Raw genomic sequence first — 23,358 nt, 5'->3', positions numbered from 1 at the left:
ATGCCGCAAATTGGATTTCTTTTCAGCCACTCTACAAGAAATTTCGATGTTAAGAAATAAGACCAAAGCGCAATTCAAGCAAACCGCATAAATATCGGTTGAATTTGGCTAAAATCAATTTGTTAGCTATTCTGATGACACTATGCAAGAGTTTTTAACCCCGGATGGGATGATTGCCAATGATTTCGTACGCCAAAGCCACCAGCTTGGGCACCTCCTCTATTGGCATAAACAAGGTAAGATTAGCGTGCAAGTCAGGCAAGACAAAATGCTGCGCTGGCTTCTAATTAATGATACTTTACAATCCGTTATCGAAATAAATCATCCAGAACATCTGTTATTTCCTCACCTTAACATTCTCGCTAATTTATTTGAAAACAGTCCTTCCCCTTCGTCCGTGTTGGAACTGGGCCTTGGCGCCGGAGCAATCCGTGATTATCTAAAATCACGATACCCAGATGCCTACGTGACCTCTGTTGATAACAATCCAGATATTATCCATTGCTACAAACGTTATTTTGGCGGCGACCCTATGTGTGCACTGAAATGTGATGATGTGATGCACATTCTTGAACAGCCCAAGAAATACGACTGGATAATTTTGGACTTGTTTAGCGATTTAGATGCACCGCTGTTTTTATTCCAACACAAGTTTTATCATTTGTTGCGCGCTGCACTTAATGATGGCGGTACGCTGTACATTAATTTTCTCGCCGAGCATGATTCTCAACTCAAACAGCTGACGCATTTGCTAATTGCGAACTTTGGCAAAAAACCTATCATGCACGCCGTTCCTGACTATGCAAACCACATTATTGCCGTCAGCAAATAGCAGCCTAATGAGTAATTAACTCGGAGCTGCGTTTAACCTGTCTAAACCTGTAAATGGAACGTCACCGGTCCATCATTGCACAATGAAACGTGCATATCCGCTGCAAACTGCCCGGTTTGAGTGACGATGCCGCTGCTACGTGCTTTATCAATAAACTCAAGATACAAATCATTCGCTTGTTGAGGTGTACCTGCGCTGGAGAAACTCGGTCTCATGCCTTTTTTAGTATCTGCTGCTAAGGTAAATTGTGACACCACTAGCAACTCACCATCGATATCTCTAAGACTTAAGTTCATTTTTCCTTGTTCGTCTGTAAAAATGCGGTAGTTGCTAATTTTATGAAGCATTTTATCGACGTGTTCATTCGTGTCGCTTTTTTCCACACCAAGGAGCAACAAAATTCCTTGGTTTATTTGACCAACAACTTGGCCTTCCACTTCTACTTTTGCATGTTTTACACGTTGAATAAGTCCAATCACAGTGCTTTTTTCTCTTAATGATCTAGTTTTATTTGCAGCAAATCTGCCGCCCTTAAAATGGCCTCCGAATATACGCTATTTTGAATACTATGCCCAACGCCATCGATGATGAGCATTCTCGCTTTCATACGCTCCGATAAAGATAAAACGGGTGAAAACCGACATATCAGATCATGACGACCATGAATAAACCACGTGGGAATTGAACGTAAATGTTCTGCCTTGTCGGCAATCTCAGACTCAGCGATGAAGCACCGATGCGTAAAATAATGCAACATGATTTGAGCATAACTGAGTTCTTGGTGTCGTTCGACCAAAGACAGCGTGAATGTTGTCCCTGCATTTAATAACAAAGATTCCCAACTTAGCCATTGTTTGGCAGCATGGTATGCTGCTATATCGTCTTTCCCCTGAAGTACGGCATGATACTCCGCCAGAAGATGTTTCCACTTTAGTTGGTCAGGATTAAATTGGGAGTACGCTTCTGGATAAAACTGTGCACCTGCCCCATCTGCGCCATAAAGCCATTCAAAATCAGATTCGGTTGCAAGGAAGGTTGCCCAAAGCAATAGACCTTTAACAGCGTTAGGATGCGCTATTGTATAAAGCAGAGCAAGCGTTGCACCCCATGAACCTCCTGCCAGGAGGATCTTTTCAAGCCCAAGGTGCTGACGTAACATCTCAATATCGCGTACAAGATGCTGCGTCGTATTGTGTTCGATACTGTGAGGTGTTGAGCCTTTGCAGCCTCTTTGGCTGAAGAAAATAACGCGATAGCGGTCTGGATTAAAGAATTGCACCATTGAGGTGCAGCTTCCAAAGCCGGGACCTCCATGGCAAACAAAAACGGGCAAACCGGCTTGATTTCCCCATTCTTCTACAGACATTTGATGCCCATCTCCAACAGCTAGATGGTACTGACGAAAAGCTTCGGTGTGCTGATAAAATCGTGACATACCAACTCCATCAAGGCATGCCACTCGATAAATTTATTGTTCGACCAATGGGGTTGGACGACGACTACCTTGAAGGCATACGGTAAACTCTGCACCGAGTAATACCACAATCCAAGATACATACACCCACACAAACAAAATAGGAACCGTTGCTAAGGCGCCGTATATCACTTCATAAGACGGGAAATGGCTGATGTACATCGCAAATCCTTTCTTACATAGTTCGAATAAACAGGCTGCAAACAAGGCTCCCGGCAACGCTGCTTTGAGTGGCACGCGCGTGTTCGGTACTAAAGTATAGAGCATGATGAAGCCAACCATGGAAATTCCGTATGGTAATAGCTTTAATAAAAAGCCGCTAAACCCAGGGATCCCCTCATCAGCGAATGACACTAACGAAACAATATACGATGTCACCCCGATACTTGCGCCGAGAAATATAGGGCCAAGCGTCAGCACCATCCAATAGATTGCGAATGAAATAGTCAGTGGGCGCTTGTTCTCTACCCGCCAAATCTTGTTAAGTGTCATGTCCACATTGCGGATCAGTAACAGCGCGACACCTGCCAAAAAGCTGATCCCAAGTGCAGTCATACGATTGGCATTGCCCGTAAAGGCGCTGATGTGTTCTTTGATCACATCCGTTGACGTTGGGACAAAATTGGTAAAAATAAAATTTTCTATTGCTATTCGGATAGATTCAAATCCCGGAAACGCAGAAAAAATCGCAACCCCCACCGCAATGAGAGGCACGAGTGACAACAACGTGACGTACGCCAAATAACCTGCGTTAACCGTGATTTGATCTTCCATACAACGTTTAAAATAACGCCGCCACCAAGCAGGTTGATGACTTAAAAATACTTTGGCATTAGAAATAAAATCAGCTTGCTCAGCGTGCATAGGCATCATAATTTAAAATTGCTTTTGCACATCATAACAATCAATTACATAATTAACAGCAATTGCGAATTTAAAGGACGCCTGATGAAACGTATATTTATCCCTTTGGCACTCGCTTTCTCTTTGTCGGCTTGCCAAACCGCCTACTACTCTGCCATGGAAAAAGTGGGCGTACACAAACGCGACATCCTGATAGACCGTGTTGAAAACACCAAGGAATCTCAAGAGGCTTCACAAGAACAATTTCAATCTGCATTAGAGCGGTTAACGCAACTAATCCAATTTGATGGCAAAGAGTTGCAAGCAGTCTATGAGCAACTCAACGATGACTATGAGTCCAGTCATAAGGCCGCTGAAGCCGTCAGCAGTAACATCAATAAGGTGGAAGATGTGGCAACGGCTTTGTTTGAAGAGTGGGAAGACGAATTACAGCAATACAGCAACCCCAGTTTGAAACGAGAAAGTGAGAAGAAACTCAGCCAAACTAAACGTCAGTTTGAAAAACTACTGCGTTCCATGCGCACGAGTGAAAGTAAAATGGATCCCGTTTTGGCCTCTTTAAAAGACAATGTGCTTTATTTAAAACACAATCTGAACGCCCAAGCGGTCGCCGCGATCCGTGGAGAGTTTACGAATTTAAAACGCGATATTCAGACCTTGATCACCGACATGAACCGCTCGATTGCTGACTCGAATCGCTTTATCGAACAAATGAATAAAGGATAATATCAGCGTATTCAAGGCACTGATGTAAGCACGCCCTTACTAAACGCTGACGAAAAGACATAAAAAAACCCGCCAAAAGCGGGTTTTTTATTCAGCAATCGATTAGTCTTTCGGTTGACGTGATGCGCGCTTACGCTCATTTTCTGTCAGTAACTTTTTACGAATACGGATATTCAAAGGTGTTACTTCAACTAGTTCGTCGTCGTCGATGAACTCAAGCGCTTGCTCTAGAGACATGATGATTGGTGGCACAAGGTTTTGTGCTTCATCAGTACCCGCAGCACGAACGTTCGTTAACTGCTTCGCTTTCAACGCGTTAACTGTAAGGTCATTGTCACGGCTGTGAATACCAATCACCATACCTTCGTATACTTCCACACCATGACCGATGAATAGACGACCACGCTCTTGAAGGTTGAATAGTGCGTTAGTTAGCGCTTTACCTGCTGCGTTCGCAATTAGAACACCGTTCTTACGTTGACCGATGTTACCGCCTTTGTGTGGGCCGTAATGCGAGAACGTGTGGTAAAGAAGACCAGAACCTGATGTCAACGTCATGAATTCAGTTTGGAAACCGATAAGACCACGGCTAGGCATCATAAAGTCTAAACGTACACGACCTTTGCCATCTGGACACATGTCTGTCATTTCAGCTTTACGTAAGCCAAGCTGTTCCATCACTGAACCTTGGTGTTCTTCTTCAAGGTCAACCGTTACTGTTTCATACGGCTCTTCAAGCACGCCATCCACAGTACGTAGAATTACTTCAGGGCGAGACACCGCAAGCTCATAACCTTCACGACGCATGTTTTCAATTAGGATACCTAAGTGAAGTTCACCACGGCCTGACACACGGAAGCTGTCAGGGTTTTCAGTGTCTTCAACACGAAGTGCTACGTTGTGTACGAGTTCTGCTGTTAAACGCTCACGAATGTTACGTGACGTAACAAACTTACCATCACGGCCAGAGAACGGTGACGTGTTTACAGAGAACGTCATTGTTACTGTTGGCTCGTCAACTGACAGAGGAGGAAGCGCTTCTACGTTGTTTGGACAACAAATCGTATCAGAGATCTTTAATTCGCCAAGACCTGTAATTGCTACGATGTCACCTGCTGTTGCAACTTCAACTTCGTGACGGTCAAGACCCATGTAACCTAATACTTGGCCTACTTTACCATTACGTTTCGTGCCATCAGCACCAACAACCGTAACCTGTTGGTTTACTTTAACTGAACCACGCTTGATACGACCAACCCCGATTACACCTACGTAAGAGTTGTAGTCAAGCTGAGAGATCTGCATTTGGAAGGCACCAGCTGGGTCAGCATCTGGAGCTGATACACAGTCAACGATAGTTTGGAACATCGCTTCCATGTTGTCTGATGGCTCGTCTAGATCAAGTGTTGCCCAACCGTTGATTGCCGATGCATAAATTACTTTGAAATCTAACTGTTCGTCAGTTGCACCTAAGTTGTCGAATAGATCGAAAACTTGATCCATAACCCAATCAGGGCGAGCACCTGGCTTATCAACTTTGTTGATTACAACGATTGGTTTCAAACCTTGAGCAAACGCTTTTTGCGTTACGAAACGCGTTTGCGGCATTGGACCTTCTTGAGCATCAACGAGAAGTAATACCGAGTCAGCCATTGACAGTACGCGCTCTACTTCACCACCGAAGTCGGCGTGTCCCGGTGTGTCTACGATGTTGATACGGTAGTCATTCCACTTGATAGCTGTGTTTTTTGCTAGGATTGTAATACCACGTTCTTTTTCAAGATCGTTCGAATCCATAACACGTTCGTCATTGCCGCCACGTTTTTGTAACGTGCCAGATTGCTCAAGTAGTTTGTCAACCAATGTCGTTTTACCGTGGTCAACGTGCGCGATAATTGCAATATTTCTTAACTTTTCGATGCTCATATTCTTACTCAAAGAAGTTTTAATCCCAGTGATCCTAGTCGATCCGCACAAAATTGCGCGCCCGAGATGCCCAATATGGTTATAAAAGGTCGCGTATTATCCCCTATAACGCGAATGGATGAAAGTTTATGCAAGATTATTTTTATATGACACGCCAATTCATTTAGAAATAGTGTGCCAAACATGCGCTTTTTCGTTGCTGAATTTCAAAAGTTAACTACCCTTGTGTAGCACCTTTTAAAGGTCAGAAAACGCATCAATTGTTGCACCAAAAAATTGCACCTTAGCACCATTTTGGTGCATTTTGTTGTTTCTATATTTTAACATTTAAAATAAACACTTATTAATCATAGCATTACAACCTTGGCACAAAACAAGCTTACTAGTTGGCAAATGCAGTACAAAATGCAGCAAAAATTAACCCCATTCCCATCGGAGGACACATGTCACAATCGGTTTTAGATTTTATGAAAGAGCATGACGTTAAGTTTGTTGACTTACGTTTCACGGATACAAAAGGTAAAGAACAACACGTATCTATTCCACATCATCAAGCCGACGAAGCATTTTTCGAAGATGGCAAGATGTTTGATGGCTCTTCAATCGCTGGTTGGAAACACATTAATGAATCAGATATGGTTCTTATGCCTGATCAAGCGTCAGTAAAATTAGACCCGTTCTCTGAAGAAACAACAATGATCGTACGTTGTGACGTTTTAGAGCCAGCAACGATGCAAGGTTACGAGCGTGACCCACGTTCAGTTGCAAAACGCGCAGAAGAGTTCATGCGTTCAACAGGTATTGCTGACACCGTTCTTTTTGGCCCAGAGCCAGAGTTTTTCCTATTTGACGACGTAAAATACAAAACAGACATGTCTGGTTCAATGTACAAAATCGATGCTAAAGAAGCAGCGTGGAACTCAGACCGTGATTACGAAGAAGGCAATACAGGTCACCGCCCTGGTGTGAAAGGCGGTTACTTCCCAGTTTCACCTGTTGATTCATCTCAAGATTGGCGTTCAGCAACGTGTCTTGTGCTTGAAGAAATGGGTCACGTAGTTGAAGCGCACCATCACGAAGTAGCTACAGCGGGTCAAAACGAAATCGCTTGTCGTTTCAATACAATGGTATTGAAAGCGGACGAAATTCAAGAAATGAAATACGTCATCCACAACATGGCTCATTTATACGGCAAAACAGCTACGTTCATGCCTAAGCCTATCGTTGGCGACAACGGTTCAGGTATGCACTGTCACCAATCACTCGCAAAAGATGGCAAAAACCTATTTGCTGGCGACAAGTATGGCGGTCTTTCTGAAACTGCACTTTACTACATTGGCGGTATCATCAAGCACGCTAAAGCAATCAACGCATTTACAAACCCTGCGACTAACTCATACAAGCGTTTAGTACCTGGTTTCGAAGCACCTGTAATGCTTGCTTACTCTGCGCGTAACCGCTCTGCATCTATCCGTATCCCAGTTGTTCCATCTGAGAAAGGTCGTCGTATCGAAGTACGTTTCCCAGATCCAGCTGCAAACCCATACCTAGCATTCGCAGCACAGCTAATGGCTGGTCTTGACGGTATCCGCAACAAGATCCACCCTGGCGATGCAATGGACAAAGATTTGTACGATCTACCTGCAGAAGAAGCAGCTGAGATCCCAACTGTTGCTGCATCACTTCAAGAAGCACTAGATTGCCTAGACGCAGACCGTGAATTCTTAACTCAAGGTGGTGTATTCACTGACGACCTAATCGATGCATACATCGGCCTTAAGTCAAAAGAAGTGGAAAAACTGAACATGACGACTCACCCTGTTGAGTTCGAAATGTACTACAGCGTATAACCTCCATCATACGTTGTAGTGTTGTGCCGCTCATTATTTGAGTGCACTCACTCTTAAATCATATGTGTTCTCAAGCCCGCTTTTTGCGGGCTTTTTTATGGTAATTTGAGTCGTTCTAGACTACAGTTAACGATGCAATGTTAATCTAGGTATATTATGGACTTACGATGGTTTTTAGTGCTGTTACTGTGTGCATCAAGCGCAGCACTGGCAGCTACGTCGAAAAAAATTTATCGCTGGAAAGATGAGAACGGCAATTGGGTATTTTCTGATGTGCCACGTAAAGGCGCCGAGGAAATTCGCCTTCAGCATAATTCACTGAACATGCCACAAGAAGACATCAGTGTCCTTGACGTTGTCGACCCCCCAAAAGCGATAAATTACAGTGTTGCTATTACCTCCCCGACAAACGAGCAGACGATCCGTGAAAACACCGGTTCGTTGTACGTCACCGGGAGAATTGAACCTCGATTTATGCCAAACATGCAAGTACAACTGTTTCTAAATGGGCAAGCCGCATCCGAAAAACAAAACAGCGCTGCATTTGCCTTGCGTGACATTCCTCGTGGTGAGCATTCTTTGCAAATCAAACTTTACGACGAAACAGGTAAGATGATAGCTGTCAGCAAGCCATCAGTGTTCTTTTTACATCGTGCAACCAGCATTAAAAAATCCTAAAACAATACTGCACCACATTGGTGCATGGATGACCCATGATTGATCACACCTCTCCTTCTAAGCTCCAATCGATATGGCAAAATCTCTCTACCGCTGTGTTATTACTTGATAAAGAGATGCAAATTGTCGAAGCAAATAACAGTGCGAGCGAGCTATTTGGCCTAGGCCTAAAGCGCCTTATCAACCAGCCTATCCATTCGCTATTTCATCACCACAATTTGGATTTGGAACGCATAGCCCATTATGCGCTCGATGATGGGGTAGATTGCCAGCAGCACAGAGTAGACGTAGTGTTCGTTGATTCTCGACACGCGACTTTGGCGGTTTACGCAAGCCGAGTTGCGCTCGAATCACAACGGTATATTTTATTGGAATGCCGCCGTACAGATGATGAAATTCGCTACGATCAAGCATCACAACAGCATCATCAATATCAAGCCGCTCGTAATCTGATCAGAGGTCTCGCGCATGAAATTAAAAATCCTTTAGGTGGGATCCGCGGAGCGGCGCAATTATTGCAGTACGAGGTTGATCAGCAAGAACGAGAAGAATGCGCTGCGCTTATAATTGAACAAGCCGACCGTTTAAGTGAATTGGTAGATAGATTACTTGGGCCAAATCAACGCCCAAAAACTGCACCGTGCAACATTCACCAAACTCTGGAGTCGGTTATAAAATTAAGTGCTTTTGATAATGCGATCCCTATCAAAGTGGTCAAAGATTATGATCCGAGCATTCCTGATATTGTGATTGATGCAGCTAAAATTCAGCAAGTGTTACTCAACATCATGAGAAACGCGCAACAGGCACTCCACGACACGGAAGAAGCGACGATTACAATTAAAACGCGTATCAAACATCGCTTGAGACGAGGCGATAGAATGATGAAGAAAGCGCTTCTGATCCGAATTACTGATAATGGTCCAGGGATAGCGCAGGAGTTAAAAGAAACGCTGTTTTACCCCATGATCACGAACAAAGATGGGGGATCCGGACTTGGCTTATCGATTGCTCAAACACTCATTGAACAACACAATGGCATGATTGATTGCGATAGTTGGCCTGGATACACCGAATTTAATATTTATTTGCCATTTGACAACCAGTAAGGCAGGAGCAAACGATGAAATCAGTGTGGCTTGTAGACGATGATGCCTCCATTCGCTTTGTCCTTGATAAGGCGCTGACGCGCGCAGGATTTGAAACGGAAACCTTTGCCAACGCGCAGGACGTCTTAACGGCGTTGACCTATGGTCAGCCAGCCGTTCTCGTTTCGGATGTACGTATGCCTGGAATCGATGGGATGGCGCTCCTTGAAAGCATTCACTCTGATTATCCTCAACTGCCCGTGATCATTATTACGGCTCATTCAGATCTTGATTCCGCCGTCAATGCCTTTCAAAAAGGGGCCTTCGAATACTTAGCAAAACCTTTTGACCTAGAGGAGGCGGTAAGCCTTGTCGAGCGAGCCTATCGTGCGTCAAATGAAAGTAAAAAAACGAAACGCAAAGTAGAACCGCAGTCACGTTCAGAAATCATTGGCGAAGCACCCGCGATGCAAGAGGTTTTCCGTGCAATAGGTAAACTGTCGGCCTCGAGCATGAGTGTACTCATAAATGGCGAATCAGGTACCGGCAAAGAGTTGGTGGCCAGTGCCCTTCACAACCACAGTCCGCGAAAAGAAAATCCATTTATCGCGCTCAATATGGCTGCTATTCCAAAGGATTTAGTGGAGTCGGAGCTCTTTGGTCATGAAAAAGGCGCGTTTACAGGCGCGGATACGATGCGTCGAGGCCGTTTTGAGCAAGCCGATGGTGGCACATTATTTTTAGATGAAATTGGCGACATGCCATTAGATGTACAAACCCGCTTGCTACGCGTACTGGCCGATGGCGAGTTTTACCGCGTCGGTGGCCACAACAGTGTCCGCGTTAACGTTCGAATTATCGCGGCGACGCACCAAAATCTTGAAGACCGAGTGAAAAAAGGCCAATTTCGTGAAGATTTATTTCACCGTCTCAATGTTGTGCGTTTGCGTTTACCACCATTACGCGAACGCACCGAAGATATTCCTAAATTAGCGGCGCACTTTCTCGCCACCAGTGCCAAAGAACTGCAAGTTGAAACGAAAGTACTGAACAAAGAGGCGCTTAAAGTACTGCAAGCATATAATTGGCCTGGCAACGTGAGACAGCTCGAAAATACCTGCCGTTGGCTCACGGTTATGGCGCCTGGCGAATTAGTGAGCCCACCAGACTTACCAGAAGAATTGCTGTCGAGCGAAATTGAAGAAAGCGAAATTCAAGGAGATTGGCTCGATGGATTTCAACATTGGTTAACCGCTGAGTTAAAACAAGGCAAAGAGCACATTTGGCCAGCCATTCAAGATGAACTTGAAACTCGCCTTATCAAAACAGCACTTCAAGCATGCGGTGGGCATAAGCAAGAAGCGGCCTTAAAAATCGGCTGGGGTCGCAATACGTTGACCCGAAAGCTGAAAGAGCGCAATATTCAGGATTAATCGCCGTTTTAGAATCTGTTATATGCGTTTATTAGAAAATATACCGCTGATTAAGCAACTTGAGATAGTGAATCGCCTGAGCTTTTTTAAAGAGTTTAGTGTCAATGAACGCCAAGTATTACTCGAGTCGTTTAGTAGCCTTTATCTAATAAGCGCAAATCGCCATGCGTTTAAACGATTAGAGCGCGATGACAAACTCTATATCGTCTTAAGTGGTGAGTTGAGCATCTACAGCAAATCTGAAGACCACGAACTTGGCCGTGTTGAACCCGGTGAATTTATCGGCGAAGGCGCGTTTATTTCCCACCGCGAACGCTCTACCAGCGCCAAAGCACTGCAAGATACCATCGTGCTGGCCATTACGTCGGAAGCCCTTACCCGTTTACCCAACGTGATCCGCGAGAAAATTAAAGATCAGCTGATTTTAGGCATGAGTGTTCGCATTACCCGCTTAAATGAACGGCTGGATCAGCATTAATTTCAACAGGCAGCAACTCTTTTGAATAGCTCATTCAGCTTAACCAAACTACCATGTTGCTCTTGTTCGACTAAGTGATATGCTTTTTCGAAGACATAATACTAGCAGTGGCTAATAAGCATCCAATAAGAACGCCAGCCGCACTAAACATTAACCCAGCTTCTTGCCCTGTAAGAGCGCCTGATTGTAACTGTGTGAAAACTGGCGAAAGACCGAAGTAAGCACCGATAGAACAGCCCAAACAACTGAATAAAATTCCGAATTTAGTTCCTAGTTTCATTTTATACACTCCTTGTTACTTGAAGATCCAACTTACCAAACGCTCTCTCAATTAACAAATGCAAGGTGAGGGTGCACCCAAGCTTGTTATGAACCGCAACCTGCAGGTTTGACTTCTTCAATCGCTATTGCCATCGGCACGTCATTCTCCAATTTGTATACAGAAACTTTACAGGATTGGAAAGCTACGCCTGTCCACAAAGCTGAAATACCTTTACCACCAATACGCTCATTAACTAAAACATATCTACCACCAAGTTCAGGTGTAAAGCTTACAAAAGGCCAGCATGATTTTTCCCAACCTGAGTTGTGCCATTTTATAATTGACGTCAATATAATAGGCGCATTTGCAGCTACCGTAATTTTTGTATTTCTCTCGGTTTCGCTGAAAGTTGTTTTCAGGCCAGAAGTAGTGCAAATAACAGGCTCTCCGTTGAAAGGAACTCCATCTTCTGTTTCATACTTTTTATCCGCACTAAATTCTATGGTTGCAATATTTTGATCTTCTGAATTGTTATATTGCGCAAGCTTTGTACCAAAGGCTTGTTCTGATAATGAAGTAGTAGCACAACCTGCAAGTGCTAGAAGTAGAAATACAACCATCAATACTTTAAATTTCACAATTATCTCCTGATAGATTCATAACACCTACACTAAGGGACTGATAATACTTAGCTAAATTTGTGTGGCTAAGCCAAACTGAACCAAGTATTGGAGAGATTTGGGGTCAGATCTAGAACCGTGCAAAGCCTGCAAAAAGCAAGACCTGACCCCATAATTCTGTAATTCTGTAATTCTGTAATTCTGTAATTCTGTAATTCTGTAATTCTGCATAATTATGCATGATATAACCTAGTCTCAACTCGGCTTACCGCGTTAATGGGCAATCCCAATGGCCAATGTTGCCCTACTTATCAATGCTGTATAAGATAAAACCGCCAAGCATCGACGAGGAAAGTGAGCATGTCTGATCGAAATGTGACAGTTCAAGGAAGCACCCATAAAAGCATCATCATCACAGGCAATAATAATCAAGTTGGCGGCCAAGCAGAATTTAATATTCCGCTTACGTGTTATCACCATCAAACCAAAAGACGCCGCAGTAACAAAGCCCGCTCTAATGTATTAGACATACTCAACGCACAAAATAGGGCTGTCGAGCTATATGGACGAGAGTCGGAGCTCAAAAGGCTGACTGATTGGCTCGATGATGACGCTGACATATCAGTGTTTACGCTCATTGCCCCCGCAGGTAGTGGTAAAACCCGTTTAGCCATAGAGCTGTGTGAAATCACTGAGCGAGACAACAATTGGGCCTGTGGCTTTGTGCGCCACATTGATTTGGATGAGCTGGCGCGCGCTTTTAAATTTACACACTTTACTTGGTCGCATTCACTTTTATTGGTGGTTGACTACGCGGCGGTAAATTATCAAGGTTTAGCAGATTGGCTCGACGCCCTGTCACAACTTGAAGAACTCGCTCCAAATATCAAACTTAGAATATTGCTTCTTGAACGCGAAGCGAATAAAGATATGGGGTGGTGGAAGCACTTAGTGGGTTCATCACTCAATAGCCACCAATCAAGGCTTGATTTTTTTTACCACCTTGAGCCGTACCCGCTCGCCGGTTTATCGGACCTAACGGTGCGCCATGCCCTTATACACGCCGCATTTAATGCAACAAAGTCATTGTTTGCCGACTCGCAAGCCCACCCACCGCCCAAAAAAAATATGAACCCTGAGTTTGACAAGGTGCTGAGTCGCGCTCAATTTACCAACCCGCTGACCTTAGTCATGGCGGGCGTATTGTGCCATGACATGCCTTTGCTCCAGGCACTCAACCTCAATCACTTAGAAGCTGCGCAAAAGATTGCGCTGCGTGAAATTGACCGCTTTAACACTTATTTTAATCAAGGCAACAATACTGAACTTGAGCACGGCTTATGCTTTCACTTACTGACCGGCGGCTTACGCCTTGAGGATATGCGTCAAGCACTCAACGATGAGTTTGAAAGCATGGGATACACCCGGAACAAAGTAAGTGACGCACTTGTTTCCCTGCAGCAGACATTTTCCTCAACGACACCTCAAAATGAGGGCCACGAAGAATTAAGATTAACAACCATACAACCCGACCTTATCTCTGAGGCCATTTGTGTGCAACTACTCAATAACAATTCTGAACGCAAGGTCCAAGCCGCTAATATTGTTGAACGCGCTTTACGCTACGGCAATACCCATGCCGCAAGTATGTTAATACGCTTACTGCAAGACTTCGCCAGCTCGTTAAACACAAAAACGGCCGGACAAAGAGACGTTCAAGTGCAACTGCAAAATTGGGTTACACAGCTCATTACAGATAACCAAAATGACCTTAACTTTTTAAGGCTTATCGAAAGCGTGCTGCCAGATAGCTCCGTGACACTGGCTGGCATTTCATGTCACTTATTAGCAGCAATATGCCACATATTTAGAGAGCGTGTTGCAAATGATGAAGACTTTCAGCCAGACTTCGCAATGTCCCTTAATAATTTGGCAAGCTTTCAAAGCGAACTCGGTCATCGTGAAGCAGCCCTTGAACACGCGCTAGAAGCCGTTCAAATTTATCGTAAACTGGCTGAGGCACATCCTGATACCTTTTTGCCTGACCTCGCAATGTCCCTTAATAATTTGGCAAGCTTTCAAAGCGAACTCGGTCAGCGTGAAGCAGCCCTTGAACACGCGCTAGAAGCGGTTAACATTCGCCGTAAACTGGCTGAGGCACATCCTGATACCTTTTTGCCTAACCTCGCTGGGTCCCTTAATAATTTGGCAAACAGGTTAAGCGAACTCGGTCAGCGTGAAGCAGCCCTTGAACACGCGCTAGAAGCCGTTCAAATTTATCGTAAACTGGCTGAGGCACATCCTGATACCTTTTTGCCTGACCTCGCAATGTCCCTTAATAATTTGGCAAGCTTTCAAAGCGAACTCGGTCAGCGTGAAGCAGCCCTTGAACACGCGCTAGAAGCGGTTAACATTCGCCGTAAACTGGCTGAGGCACATCCTGATACCTTTTTGCCTAACCTCGCTGGGTCCCTTAATAATTTGGCAAACAGGTTAAGCGAACTCGGTCAGCGAGAAGCAGCACTTGAACACGCGCTAGAAGCGGTTAACATTCGCCGTAAACTGGCTGAGGCACATCCTGATACCTTTTTGCCTGACCTCGCAATGTCCCTTAATAATTTGGCAAACAGGTTAAGCGAACTCGGTCAGCGAGAAGCAGCCCTTGAACACGCGCTAGAAGCGGTTAACATTCGCCGTAAACTGGCTGAGGCACATCCTGATACCTTTTTGCCTAACCTCGCTGGGTCCCTTAATAATTTGGCAAACAGGTTAAGCGAACTCGGTCAGCGAGAAGCAGCACTTGAACACGCGCTAGAAGCGGTTAACATTCGCCGTAAACTGGCTGAGGCACATCCTGATACCTTTTTGCCTGACCTCGCTGGGTCCCTTAATAATTTGGCAAGCTTTCAAAGCGAACTCGGTCAGCGTGAAGCAGCCCTTGAACACGCGCTAGAAGCCATAGAATCCTTAATCATGCACTTTTTAAACTATCCAAAAGCCTACAGTAATTGGATGGAGGCTCTGTTGAGAAATTATCTAAAATACTGCGAGCAAACCGAAAGTGAGCCTGATGCGAGGCTACTGAGCCCAATTATTGAAGTATTAAAACAAGGAGAACGCAAATGACAGCAATACGTAATGTTAATATAGGCGGTGATGCCCATGGTGCGATTATTAACACTGGCGATAACAATACCGTTTCTGCAAACATCAATGTTGAGGTGCCAAATGCCGATACTGTTGATATACAGCTCGCTTTTACAGAACTAAAAGACGCATTACAAGCCTTACACATTCAAAAGCCAACCAAGTTACACAATGCCATCGCTGAGGCAGAAGAAGAGCTTGGTCAGCCTCAACCCGATAAGAGTGAGGTGGGTGAGTCACTCGCGCGAGCCGCAAAATATGTAAAAGAGGCAGAAAACTTTACCAATCACTGCGACAAGCTAATCGAGCGCTTTACCCCTGTCATCGGCTGGCTTGGCCCACACGCTCAGCGTATTACCGAGGCGTTAGGGATTGCGCTTTAGGTAGCGCTTTTTATTAAATCATTCGACCAGGTGCACGTTAATAGGGTTTTGTAGGTTGTGCTTTAACGCAGCAATTGAAACAAACGGGGTCATATCCTACCATTTGCACGCTTAAGCAAGTTTTTAAGGAAATCTGCAGCACGCCATTAGAACAAAGACTGGGGTCAAGTCTTGCAACGTGCACAAGGTAGGTTGTAACTGAATGCTTTTCGCTCATTCTCGACATAACGAGGTGTCCAGCCAAAGAATTGCGAGGGGTGACCCCTCGCCAAGCACAATTAAAATCACAACAAATAACGGAACTTCAAAATCACAGTATCTTGTTGCGGCTCGCTCCAAAGCGATTGAATACCCGACAACCACGCATCGCCGCCTTGCCCTTGAACAAACAGCTCGCCCGCTCGGTTATAGACAAAAGACACATCCGAATACGCGCGCAATTTATACTGAGCGGTGAAGCGCTTATCTTCAAAGTTGGTGTTTTTTGCCAGCCAGCGCACCAGTTGATTATTAACTACCGTAAACACATTTTGACTACGTGCATCGATTACAACCCATTGGAAGTTAAAACTCATTTCGATATTTTGCTATGCAAACCAGATGATAATGAATATGAAGCTTGTAGCCTCTGAAGAAGGGTAATGATGGGTAGATTGAACATGGAAGCGGTGAACGCGTTTAGCATATCAACCGCTTCTTATATTTTACGCAAATTAGCGCTTAAGTAGGACGCTCAATCTATCAAACAAGGTCGCCAGTTCGTCAATGGTGTTGTAATGCATACAACCAATACGCACTACACCACCTTTGTCCATTACACCAAGTTGTTCGCACAACCCTTGTGCATAGAAATTACCGTCCCACACGCAGATGTGGTGCTCACCTAAAAACTCTGACACCGTGCGCGGTTCAATACCTGCAAAGGTCAATGCAAACGTAGGTGTGCGCTCTGCCAAACGTGTTAAGTCGTTGATGCCATAAAGGGTGATCTCAGGGAATTCTGCGATACGCTTTAGCACATACTCAGACAAGGCCATTTCATGGGCTTTGGTTTTAGCAAACGCATCGATTAAACGCTCACGACGTGACGCGGTTTTAGGCAAATCGCTAAGGCTGGCAATATAGTCAATCGCCGCAATCACACCGGCTAAGCCTTCAAAGCTTTGCGTACCGGTTTCCCAACGACCGGGAATAACGTCTTTCGCCGGCTCCACTTTATACGGTATAAAGCCTTCTAAGTGCACTTTTTTACCGTACACTATCCCAACATGCGGACCAAAAAACTTATAGGCCGAGCAAGCTAAAAAGTCACAATCGAGTGCTTGCACATCAATCAGCTCATGCGGTGCGTAGTGAACGGCATCCACGTAAACCAACGCACCAACTTGGTGCGCCATCTCAACAATGCGTTTTATGTCGTTGATTGAGCCTGTGGTGTTTGACGCGTACGTCACTGCAACCAGCTTAGTATTGCTGTTTAATAAGCTCGCGTAGTGTTCTAGATCCAAGGTGCAATCGGCTTCATTGATACGCACGGCATGTACTTTTGCGCCTTTATCTTCTGCCGCTTGGCGCCAAGACGACACATTCGAGTAATGATCTGCATTGGTGACAATCACTTCATCATCTGCTTGCCAATCACGTGAAATCGCACGGCTAAAGCTAAACGTGAGGCTGGTCATGTTTGCGCCAAAAACGATTTGCGATTTGCTTGGTGCATTGAGTAAATCCGCAACTGCCTGACGTGCGTCATCCATCAAAGACACGGTTTTGTGACTTGAGAAAAACGCCCCACCGAGGTTTGAATTAAAGTAACCAAGGTAAGCGGACATAGCGCTTAATACCGACTGAGGTACTTGCGAGCCACCTGGGCCATCCAAGAAAATCGGTGCAGTGCCATTAATTGATTGCATTAACGCAGGAAATTGACGACGAATTGTTTGTAGTTCCATGATGCTCACTTATGCTGTAAACACAAAACAGTCTAGGTATCCGATTTCATCGGCCTTGATTTTATTCATTGGTGTTGCGTTGTGCCAAACTTGACGGTCATTGACGAGTGCAAACAAACCATCTTTGATCTCCATCTTGAAACACGGATCTGCATCTTTAGTTTCATAGACAAGCAATTCGCCACCTTGAATATTCTCATGAGACACACCACACACACAAACATGGTCAAATCCATCTTGGTGGATCCCTTCAGGCGCCGGAGGCGTATCACTTTCGATCGCTAACATTCTAAATTGGTGTACTTCAATGTCCGACTCTTTATCTATGCCGGTCATTTCTTGGAACTGAGAAATGAGGTGTTTAAAGCCCTCTGTTTCCAGCAAACTTTGTTCTAAGTTCTCATACACTCGCTCAACATTACCTTGGAAGGTATTAATTGAATCATCTTGAACAAACGCTTTGGTGGGTTGAAGTTTAATCGCCCCATCAGTCAATTTGATAACGGAATAGCGGCGTTTACGAAACGCGCCATCAGCGTAAGGATTATCTGGCAAGGCATTAAATGAAGGTTTCACTTCATCAACGCGTGATTGTCCGATAAAACGCAATTGCAATAAATTCTGGTTGTTGTTGGTAGTCATCAGTTACTTCGCCTATTGATGATAAACTGATGCGGATCATATGCTATTCAGATGGAAAATTTTGGTTTGTTTTAACTTAAAAATAGAAAAATTAGGAATGAATAAATCAATAAACAAAAATTATATGCATTTTCTATTTGAATTTTTAGAATAAAAAAAGGCCAGCTTAAGACTGGCCTTTTTCAACTATTGGTACATTTAAACCGCTTGTTGGATGATCACAGTATCCGCTTTTTTCGTGTACTGTGGCATCTTGTGGAAGTTCAAGTAACGGTATGTATCAGACGCCGTTGCGTTGATCTTCTCTGCGTACTCTTGGTACTCAGCTGGTGTTGGTAGTTTACCAATGATAGCTGCTACCGCTGCTAGTTCAGCAGATGCTAGGAACACGTTTGCACCTGTACCTAAACGGTTCGGGAAGTTACGCGTTGATGTAGAAACAACCGTTGCTTTGTCTGCTACGCGTGCTTGGTTACCCATGCACAGTGAACATCCCGGCGTTTCGATACGCGCACCAACGCGGCCGTAAATACCGTAGTAACCTTCGTCCGTTAACTGGTCGCGGTCCATCTTCGTTGGTGGAGCAATCCACATACGCGTTGGTAACTGACCTTTGAAGTTGTTTAACAACTTACCAGCAGCACGGAAGTGACCGATGTTCGTCATACAAGAACCGATGAATACTTCGTCGATTTTCTCGCCTTGAACGTCAGAAAGAAGACGTGCATCGTCTGGATCGTTTGGCGCACAAAGTACTGGCTCTGTGATTTCCGCAAGATCGATGTCGATGATGTGAGCGTACTCTGCATCCGCATCCGCTTCCATCAACTCTGGATTTGCTAGCCACTCTTGCATCTTACCGATACGACGCTCGATAGTACGCACGTCACCGTAGCCTTCAGAGATCATCCACTTCAGCATTACGATGTTAGAGTTTAGGTATTCTGCGATTGACTCACGCGAAAGCTTAACTGTACAACCAGCTGCTGAACGCTCTGCAGACGCATCTGATAGTTCGAACGCTTGCTCAACCGTTAGGTGCTCAACACCTTCGATTTCAAGGATACGACCAGAGAATTCGTTTACTTTACCTTTCTTCTCAACCGTCAATAGACCTTGTTTGATTGCGTAGTAAGGGATTGCGTGTACTAGGTCACGTAGCGTGATACCTGGTTGCATTTCACCTTTGAAACGAACAAGGATTGACTCTGGCATATCTAGAGGCATAACACCTGTTGCTGCTGCGAATGCGACTGCGCCAGAACCCGCTGGGAATGAAATACCAAGTGGGAAACGTGTATGCGAGTCACCACCAGTACCTACTGTGTCTGGAAGCAACATACGGTTTAACCATGAGTGGATAACACCGTCACCAGGACGCAGTGATACACCACCACGGTTCATGATGAAATCTGGTAGTGTGTGGTGCGTTTCAACGTCGATTGGTTTTGGATACGCAGACGTGTGGCAGAAAGACTGCATTGTAAGGTCCGCAGAGAAACCTAAACACGCTAGATCTTTAAGCTCGTCACGCGTCATTGGACCTGTAGTATCTTGTGAACCTACTGTGGTCATTTTTGGTTCGCAGTATTGACCTGGGCGAACACCTGCAACGTTACATGCACGGCCAACCATCTTCTGCGCAAGCGTGAAGCCTTTGCCAGAATCTACCGGTGCTGATGGCTTACGGAAAATCGTTTCTGCTGGAAGACCTAGTGATGCACGCGCTTTATCAGTTAGACCACGACCGATGATCAGTGGAATACGACCACCAGCACGTACTTCATCAAGAATTACGTCTGATTTTAATGAGAACGTCGTGATAACTTCATCTGTACCATGACGCTTAACCACACCTTCAAATGGGTAGATGTCGATTTGGTCGCCCATGTTTAGGTCGTCAACTGGTAGTTCGATTGGTAGTGCGCCAGAATCTTCCATTGTGTTGAAGAAAATCGGCGCAATTTTACCACCAAGGCACACACCACCAACGCGCTTGTTAGGTACGAATGGGATGTCATCACCCATGAACCAAAGCACAGAGTTAGTCGCTGATTTACGAGAAGAACCCGTACCAACAACGTCACCTACGTACGCAAGTGGTAAGCCTTTCGCTTTTAATTCTTCTAGTTGAGAAATAGGGCCGATTTCGCCTGCTTTCTCTGGCACGATACCATCACGCTCGTTTTTAAGCATAGCCAGTGCGTGTAGTGGAATATCAGGACGTGACCATGCATCTGGTGCTGGTGATAGGTCGTCTGTGTTTGTCTCGCCCGTTACTTTAAATACAGTAACCGAGATTTTTTCAGCAACGTTTGGTCTTTCTAAGAACCAATCTGCATTTGCCCAAGACTCAACGACTTTTTGAGCATTTGCGTTACCCGCTTTTGCTTTTTCTTCTACGTCGTAGAACGCATCAAACATAAGTAATGTATGTGACAGACCTTTTGCAACAACAGGCGCAAGCGCTTCGTCGTCTAGTAAGTCGATCATAGGCGCAATGTTGTAACCGCCAAGCATAGTGCCTAGCAATTCTGCTGCGTACTCTTTAGAGATAAGTGGAGAGCTCGCTTCGCCTTTTGCCACTGCAGCTAAGAAGCCTGCTTTGATGTAAGCAGCGTCATCTACACCTGGTGGTACGCGATTTACAAGAAGATCAAGGATGAACTCTTCTTCACCTGTTGGTGGGTTTTTTAATAATTCAACTAAATCTGCTGTTTGTTGAGCGTCTAGAGGCTTAGGCACGATGCCTTGAGCTGCACGCTCTTCAACGTGTTTACGGTATTCTTGAAGCACAATATTGCCCTCTTGGTGACGTGAAGTGCAGGAAAGCGCGATGTGTAACTCGGTATCCCTACACCTAGAATATATCGCTATAGATTATAAGGCCTTTAAGTATAGATGAAAATGACACAACAGCGAGTAAACCTTATAGTGACTATAAATTTGATGAATAGTTAAATAATTTTCCGCCGTTAATGTGAATAATACCTATTCCCTTTATGTTTAGGTTGCGTTGAGTGCTGCTTTCGATGGCATTTTGCAATTCCATGGGACACCTAAACAAAGATAGATTCTATGCAAATGCCCTTCTTAAATGCCTTTATTTTGTGACAGCCTCCGGACAATTTAAAGCCAGCGAAGTAGCCTGCTCTTTCAGCACGGTATTGTTTAACGTCGTTATCTTTACAAGCACTTCTTCCATCTTCGTTTTCAACGTGTATTTGAAAAGTAAACTCTCTTTATCAGCAGTAAAATAGCAATAATCAGCAAACAGCCCCGTGTACATCGCTTTTAAAACGTCGGGATGCTTTATCTCGGCGGACTCGAGTATTTTGACAAACCCAATGCGCTGCTCAGCAAACCCTAACTGCACACGCTCCAGAAGATTCATGAGTATCGTGAATAAAGCGCCCAATAAAAGAACCAGACATGTTAAAACGAACAGTCCTTTTTTCATTCGGGAAACTCGTTGTGTTGGTTGGATACGATTCACTCATAGCTCCTTGCATAGCGACAAAACGGATTTTATTTAAGTGATATAAGTCAGAATCAGAAGCGCAAAAAGTTAACTGATTTGTGCTTTAAAAACCACCGTATCAGAATTATAGGGTCTGCGGTAGAACAAAACGTCAATGCAAGAATGAGCTAAAAACGTGTGTAACTAAAAAGGAAAAACTTGAAGGATCGTAAGCATAATCAATTTGCGGAAAATAAACATCAGTAGCATTAAAGTGTATATCTGCGGATTAGGTGAAAGAGCATCCCATCAAGAACCACACCCTCAGAAATAAAAAAGGCTTCCAAAACTGCGACTATTGGCATTTCTGGAAACCTTTTTTGTACACTAAACGTTAATTAATACTAACGCTTATTTACGTTGTACTTTCACTTTTTCAGTTGATGTAACCTGCGCTTCAACACGGCGGTTTTCGGCATGCGCTGCACGCGTATTCGCGGTGTTTTTCAAACGCTCTTCACCGTAACCTACCGTACTGATACGAGACTCAGCCACACCGAGTTTAACAAGTTGTTTTGCAACAGCATCTGCACGCTTTTTAGACAACCATTGGTTGTATTGAGCAGCACCAACCGACGAAGCGTGACCTTCAAGCACAACAGTAGCATCGCTGTGTTCAGCCATAAATTCTGCTACAGCTTTAATGTCAGAAAAATACTGTTCTGTTACTTTTGACGCATCGTGAGGGAAACGTACCAATAAATTCACAGAAACTTGCTCGTCACGGTATAACGTACAGCCCTTGCTATCAACCGCGTCAGTCATCGGTGTATTTGCACATTGGTCGTCAGCATCCATGACACCGTCTTGGTCTGCATCTGCTGGCGCTGCAACTGGTGCAGGTGTTGGCGCTGCTTCAACTTTCTCTGCGCTTGACGATGAGCCAAATAGGTAGCTCACTCCAAGTTTTGCATTGTAATCTGAATAGCCTCGGTCGATACCTTGGTAAGCAAGCGCTTCAAGGTTCACTGACCAGTTGTCTTTATTCAGTAGCTGATAACCCGCACCTAAGTTAGCAAATGTCATGCTTTCAAATGCATCGATCGATTTAATACCGAAGATACCGTAAAGTGGACCACCGTTGATGTGGTATAAACCGTCAATACCAAAACGGCTACCAGATAGACTGTCTGTACGCGCACCAGATAGGTCAAAATCCATATCTGCGTATTCTAAACGTGCAGCCCAGTACTTATCGAATTTATAACCCAATTCAACACCCCATGATGTTGACTTGTCGACATTTACACTCGCGGCATCGCGAATGTTTTGCCATTCTGATTTGTAATAATCACCGAAAACGCCTAAAAATACGCCTTCGTCGTCCTGTGCGTGTGCCGCTCCTGCAGCAACTAGTAGCGCAATGCTCAATGCTTTTAATTTCATGTTTCTTCCCGTCTTTACGCTTGGCGAACGTATTCGCACCTATTGATGACCACAATCATAGTAGTCAATTTATTAATTAATACTTAACGTACACTAA

General features: G+C 44.5%; 21 protein-coding genes. 9 read left to right on the top strand and 12 right to left on the bottom strand.

All coding sequences use genetic code 11. The features are described from left to right. The first annotated feature begins 142 nt into the window (after positions 1-142). Positions 143-832, top strand: coding sequence for a spermidine synthase (locus NI389_RS12345; RefSeq protein ID WP_208842286.1), 690 nt, complete (start codon positions 143-145; stop codon positions 830-832). 41 nt (positions 833-873) lie between these two features. Here NI389_RS12345 and dtd read toward each other — a convergent pair whose 3' ends face one another. From dtd to NI389_RS12330, 3 genes are read right to left on the bottom strand one after another with little or no spacing between them, the layout of a single operon-like run. Beyond that, positions 874-1,311, bottom strand: a complete 438-nt coding sequence (gene dtd, locus NI389_RS12340; protein ID WP_308360194.1) for a D-aminoacyl-tRNA deacylase — start codon at positions 1,309-1,311, stop codon at positions 874-876. A 14-nt stretch (positions 1,312-1,325) separates the two neighbouring features. After that, entirely contained in the window at positions 1,326-2,267 is a 942-nt protein-coding gene (locus NI389_RS12335) for an alpha/beta fold hydrolase (RefSeq protein WP_308360193.1), read from the bottom strand. A 33-nt stretch (positions 2,268-2,300) separates the two neighbouring features. Then, the gene (locus NI389_RS12330) at positions 2,301-3,170 is read right to left on the bottom strand and encodes a virulence factor BrkB family protein (protein ID WP_308362552.1); all 870 of its coding nucleotides are present in this window, start codon (positions 3,168-3,170) and stop codon (positions 2,301-2,303) included. An 84-nt stretch (positions 3,171-3,254) separates the two neighbouring features. On the opposite strand from NI389_RS12330, the gene NI389_RS12325 reads away from it, so the two are divergent. Next, positions 3,255-3,896 (top strand): DUF2959 domain-containing protein, encoded by a 642-nt coding sequence (locus tag NI389_RS12325; RefSeq protein WP_308360192.1) that lies wholly within the window; start codon positions 3,255-3,257, stop codon positions 3,894-3,896. Between the two features lie 102 nt (positions 3,897-3,998). Here the strand turns inward: NI389_RS12325 and typA are convergent, their stop codons facing one another. Continuing rightward, complete coding sequence (gene typA, locus NI389_RS12320) at positions 3,999-5,822, bottom strand: translational GTPase TypA (RefSeq protein ID WP_308360191.1); 1,824 nt, start codon at positions 5,820-5,822, stop codon at positions 3,999-4,001. Positions 5,823-6,265: 443 nt separating this feature from the next. Between typA and glnA the strand changes: the two genes are divergently transcribed. The 5 genes from glnA to NI389_RS12295 all read left to right on the top strand — a co-directional run bounded on the left by glnA (position 6,266) and on the right by NI389_RS12295 (position 11,349). Continuing rightward, positions 6,266-7,672, top strand: a complete 1,407-nt coding sequence (gene glnA, locus NI389_RS12315; RefSeq protein WP_308360190.1) for a glutamate--ammonia ligase — start codon at positions 6,266-6,268, stop codon at positions 7,670-7,672. 156 nt (positions 7,673-7,828) lie between these two features. Continuing rightward, positions 7,829-8,350, top strand: coding sequence for a DUF4124 domain-containing protein (locus NI389_RS12310; RefSeq protein WP_308360189.1), 522 nt, complete (start codon positions 7,829-7,831; stop codon positions 8,348-8,350). Between the two features lie 35 nt (positions 8,351-8,385). Further along, a complete protein-coding gene (gene glnL / locus NI389_RS12305) occupies positions 8,386-9,459 on the top strand; it encodes a nitrogen regulation protein NR(II) (protein WP_308360188.1) in 1,074 nt (357 codons plus the stop codon). A 14-nt stretch (positions 9,460-9,473) separates the two neighbouring features. Continuing rightward, entirely contained in the window at positions 9,474-10,871 is a 1,398-nt protein-coding gene (glnG, locus tag NI389_RS12300) for a nitrogen regulation protein NR(I) (protein ID WP_308360187.1), read from the top strand. A 22-nt stretch (positions 10,872-10,893) separates the two neighbouring features. Then, positions 10,894-11,349, top strand: coding sequence for a Crp/Fnr family transcriptional regulator (locus tag NI389_RS12295; protein WP_308360186.1), 456 nt, complete (start codon positions 10,894-10,896; stop codon positions 11,347-11,349). 70 nt (positions 11,350-11,419) lie between these two features. Here the strand turns inward: NI389_RS12295 and NI389_RS12290 are convergent, their stop codons facing one another. Continuing rightward, complete coding sequence (locus NI389_RS12290) at positions 11,420-11,629, bottom strand: hypothetical protein (RefSeq protein WP_308360185.1); 210 nt, start codon at positions 11,627-11,629, stop codon at positions 11,420-11,422. 86 nt (positions 11,630-11,715) lie between these two features. Continuing rightward, the gene (locus tag NI389_RS12285; RefSeq protein ID WP_308360184.1) at positions 11,716-12,249 is read right to left on the bottom strand and encodes a hypothetical protein; all 534 of its coding nucleotides are present in this window, start codon (positions 12,247-12,249) and stop codon (positions 11,716-11,718) included. A 342-nt stretch (positions 12,250-12,591) separates the two neighbouring features. On the opposite strand from NI389_RS12285, the gene NI389_RS12280 reads away from it, so the two are divergent. Both NI389_RS12280 and NI389_RS12275 read left to right on the top strand, forming a co-directional pair. After that, complete coding sequence (locus NI389_RS12280) at positions 12,592-15,357, top strand: tetratricopeptide repeat protein (RefSeq protein WP_308360183.1); 2,766 nt, start codon at positions 12,592-12,594, stop codon at positions 15,355-15,357. Beyond that, positions 15,354-15,761, top strand: a complete 408-nt coding sequence (locus NI389_RS12275) for a hypothetical protein (protein WP_308360181.1) — start codon at positions 15,354-15,356, stop codon at positions 15,759-15,761. The genes NI389_RS12280 and NI389_RS12275 overlap by 4 nt, the downstream gene beginning before the upstream one ends. 284 nt (positions 15,762-16,045) lie before the next feature. Here NI389_RS12275 and NI389_RS12270 read toward each other — a convergent pair whose 3' ends face one another. From NI389_RS12270 to NI389_RS12245, 6 genes are all read right to left on the bottom strand, one after another. Next, positions 16,046-16,336, bottom strand: coding sequence for a hypothetical protein (locus NI389_RS12270; protein ID WP_308360179.1), 291 nt, complete (start codon positions 16,334-16,336; stop codon positions 16,046-16,048). A gap of 138 nt (positions 16,337-16,474) precedes the next feature. Beyond that, entirely contained in the window at positions 16,475-17,713 is a 1,239-nt protein-coding gene (locus NI389_RS12265; RefSeq protein ID WP_308360177.1) for a cysteine desulfurase-like protein, read from the bottom strand. A 9-nt stretch (positions 17,714-17,722) separates the two neighbouring features. Then, entirely contained in the window at positions 17,723-18,355 is a 633-nt protein-coding gene (locus NI389_RS12260; RefSeq protein WP_308360176.1) for a 2OG-Fe dioxygenase family protein, read from the bottom strand. Between the two features lie 198 nt (positions 18,356-18,553). Next, the gene (acnB, locus tag NI389_RS12255; protein ID WP_308360175.1) at positions 18,554-21,151 is read right to left on the bottom strand and encodes a bifunctional aconitate hydratase 2/2-methylisocitrate dehydratase; all 2,598 of its coding nucleotides are present in this window, start codon (positions 21,149-21,151) and stop codon (positions 18,554-18,556) included. A gap of 307 nt (positions 21,152-21,458) precedes the next feature. Continuing rightward, positions 21,459-21,851: a hypothetical protein gene (locus NI389_RS12250; protein ID WP_308360173.1), complete on the bottom strand. Its 393-nt coding sequence runs from the start codon at positions 21,849-21,851 to the stop codon at positions 21,459-21,461. 375 nt (positions 21,852-22,226) lie between these two features. Beyond that, positions 22,227-23,261 (bottom strand): OmpA family protein, encoded by a 1,035-nt coding sequence (locus NI389_RS12245; protein ID WP_308360171.1) that lies wholly within the window; start codon positions 23,259-23,261, stop codon positions 22,227-22,229. Positions 23,262-23,358 lie beyond the last annotated feature (97 nt).

The organism is Pseudoalteromonas xiamenensis (assembly GCF_030994125.1).
Lineage (GTDB): Bacteria > Pseudomonadota > Gammaproteobacteria > Enterobacterales > Alteromonadaceae > Pseudoalteromonas > Pseudoalteromonas xiamenensis_B.
The sequence above is the reverse complement of the archived record's forward strand: the minus strand, read 5'-3'. Positions and strand labels throughout refer to the sequence as shown.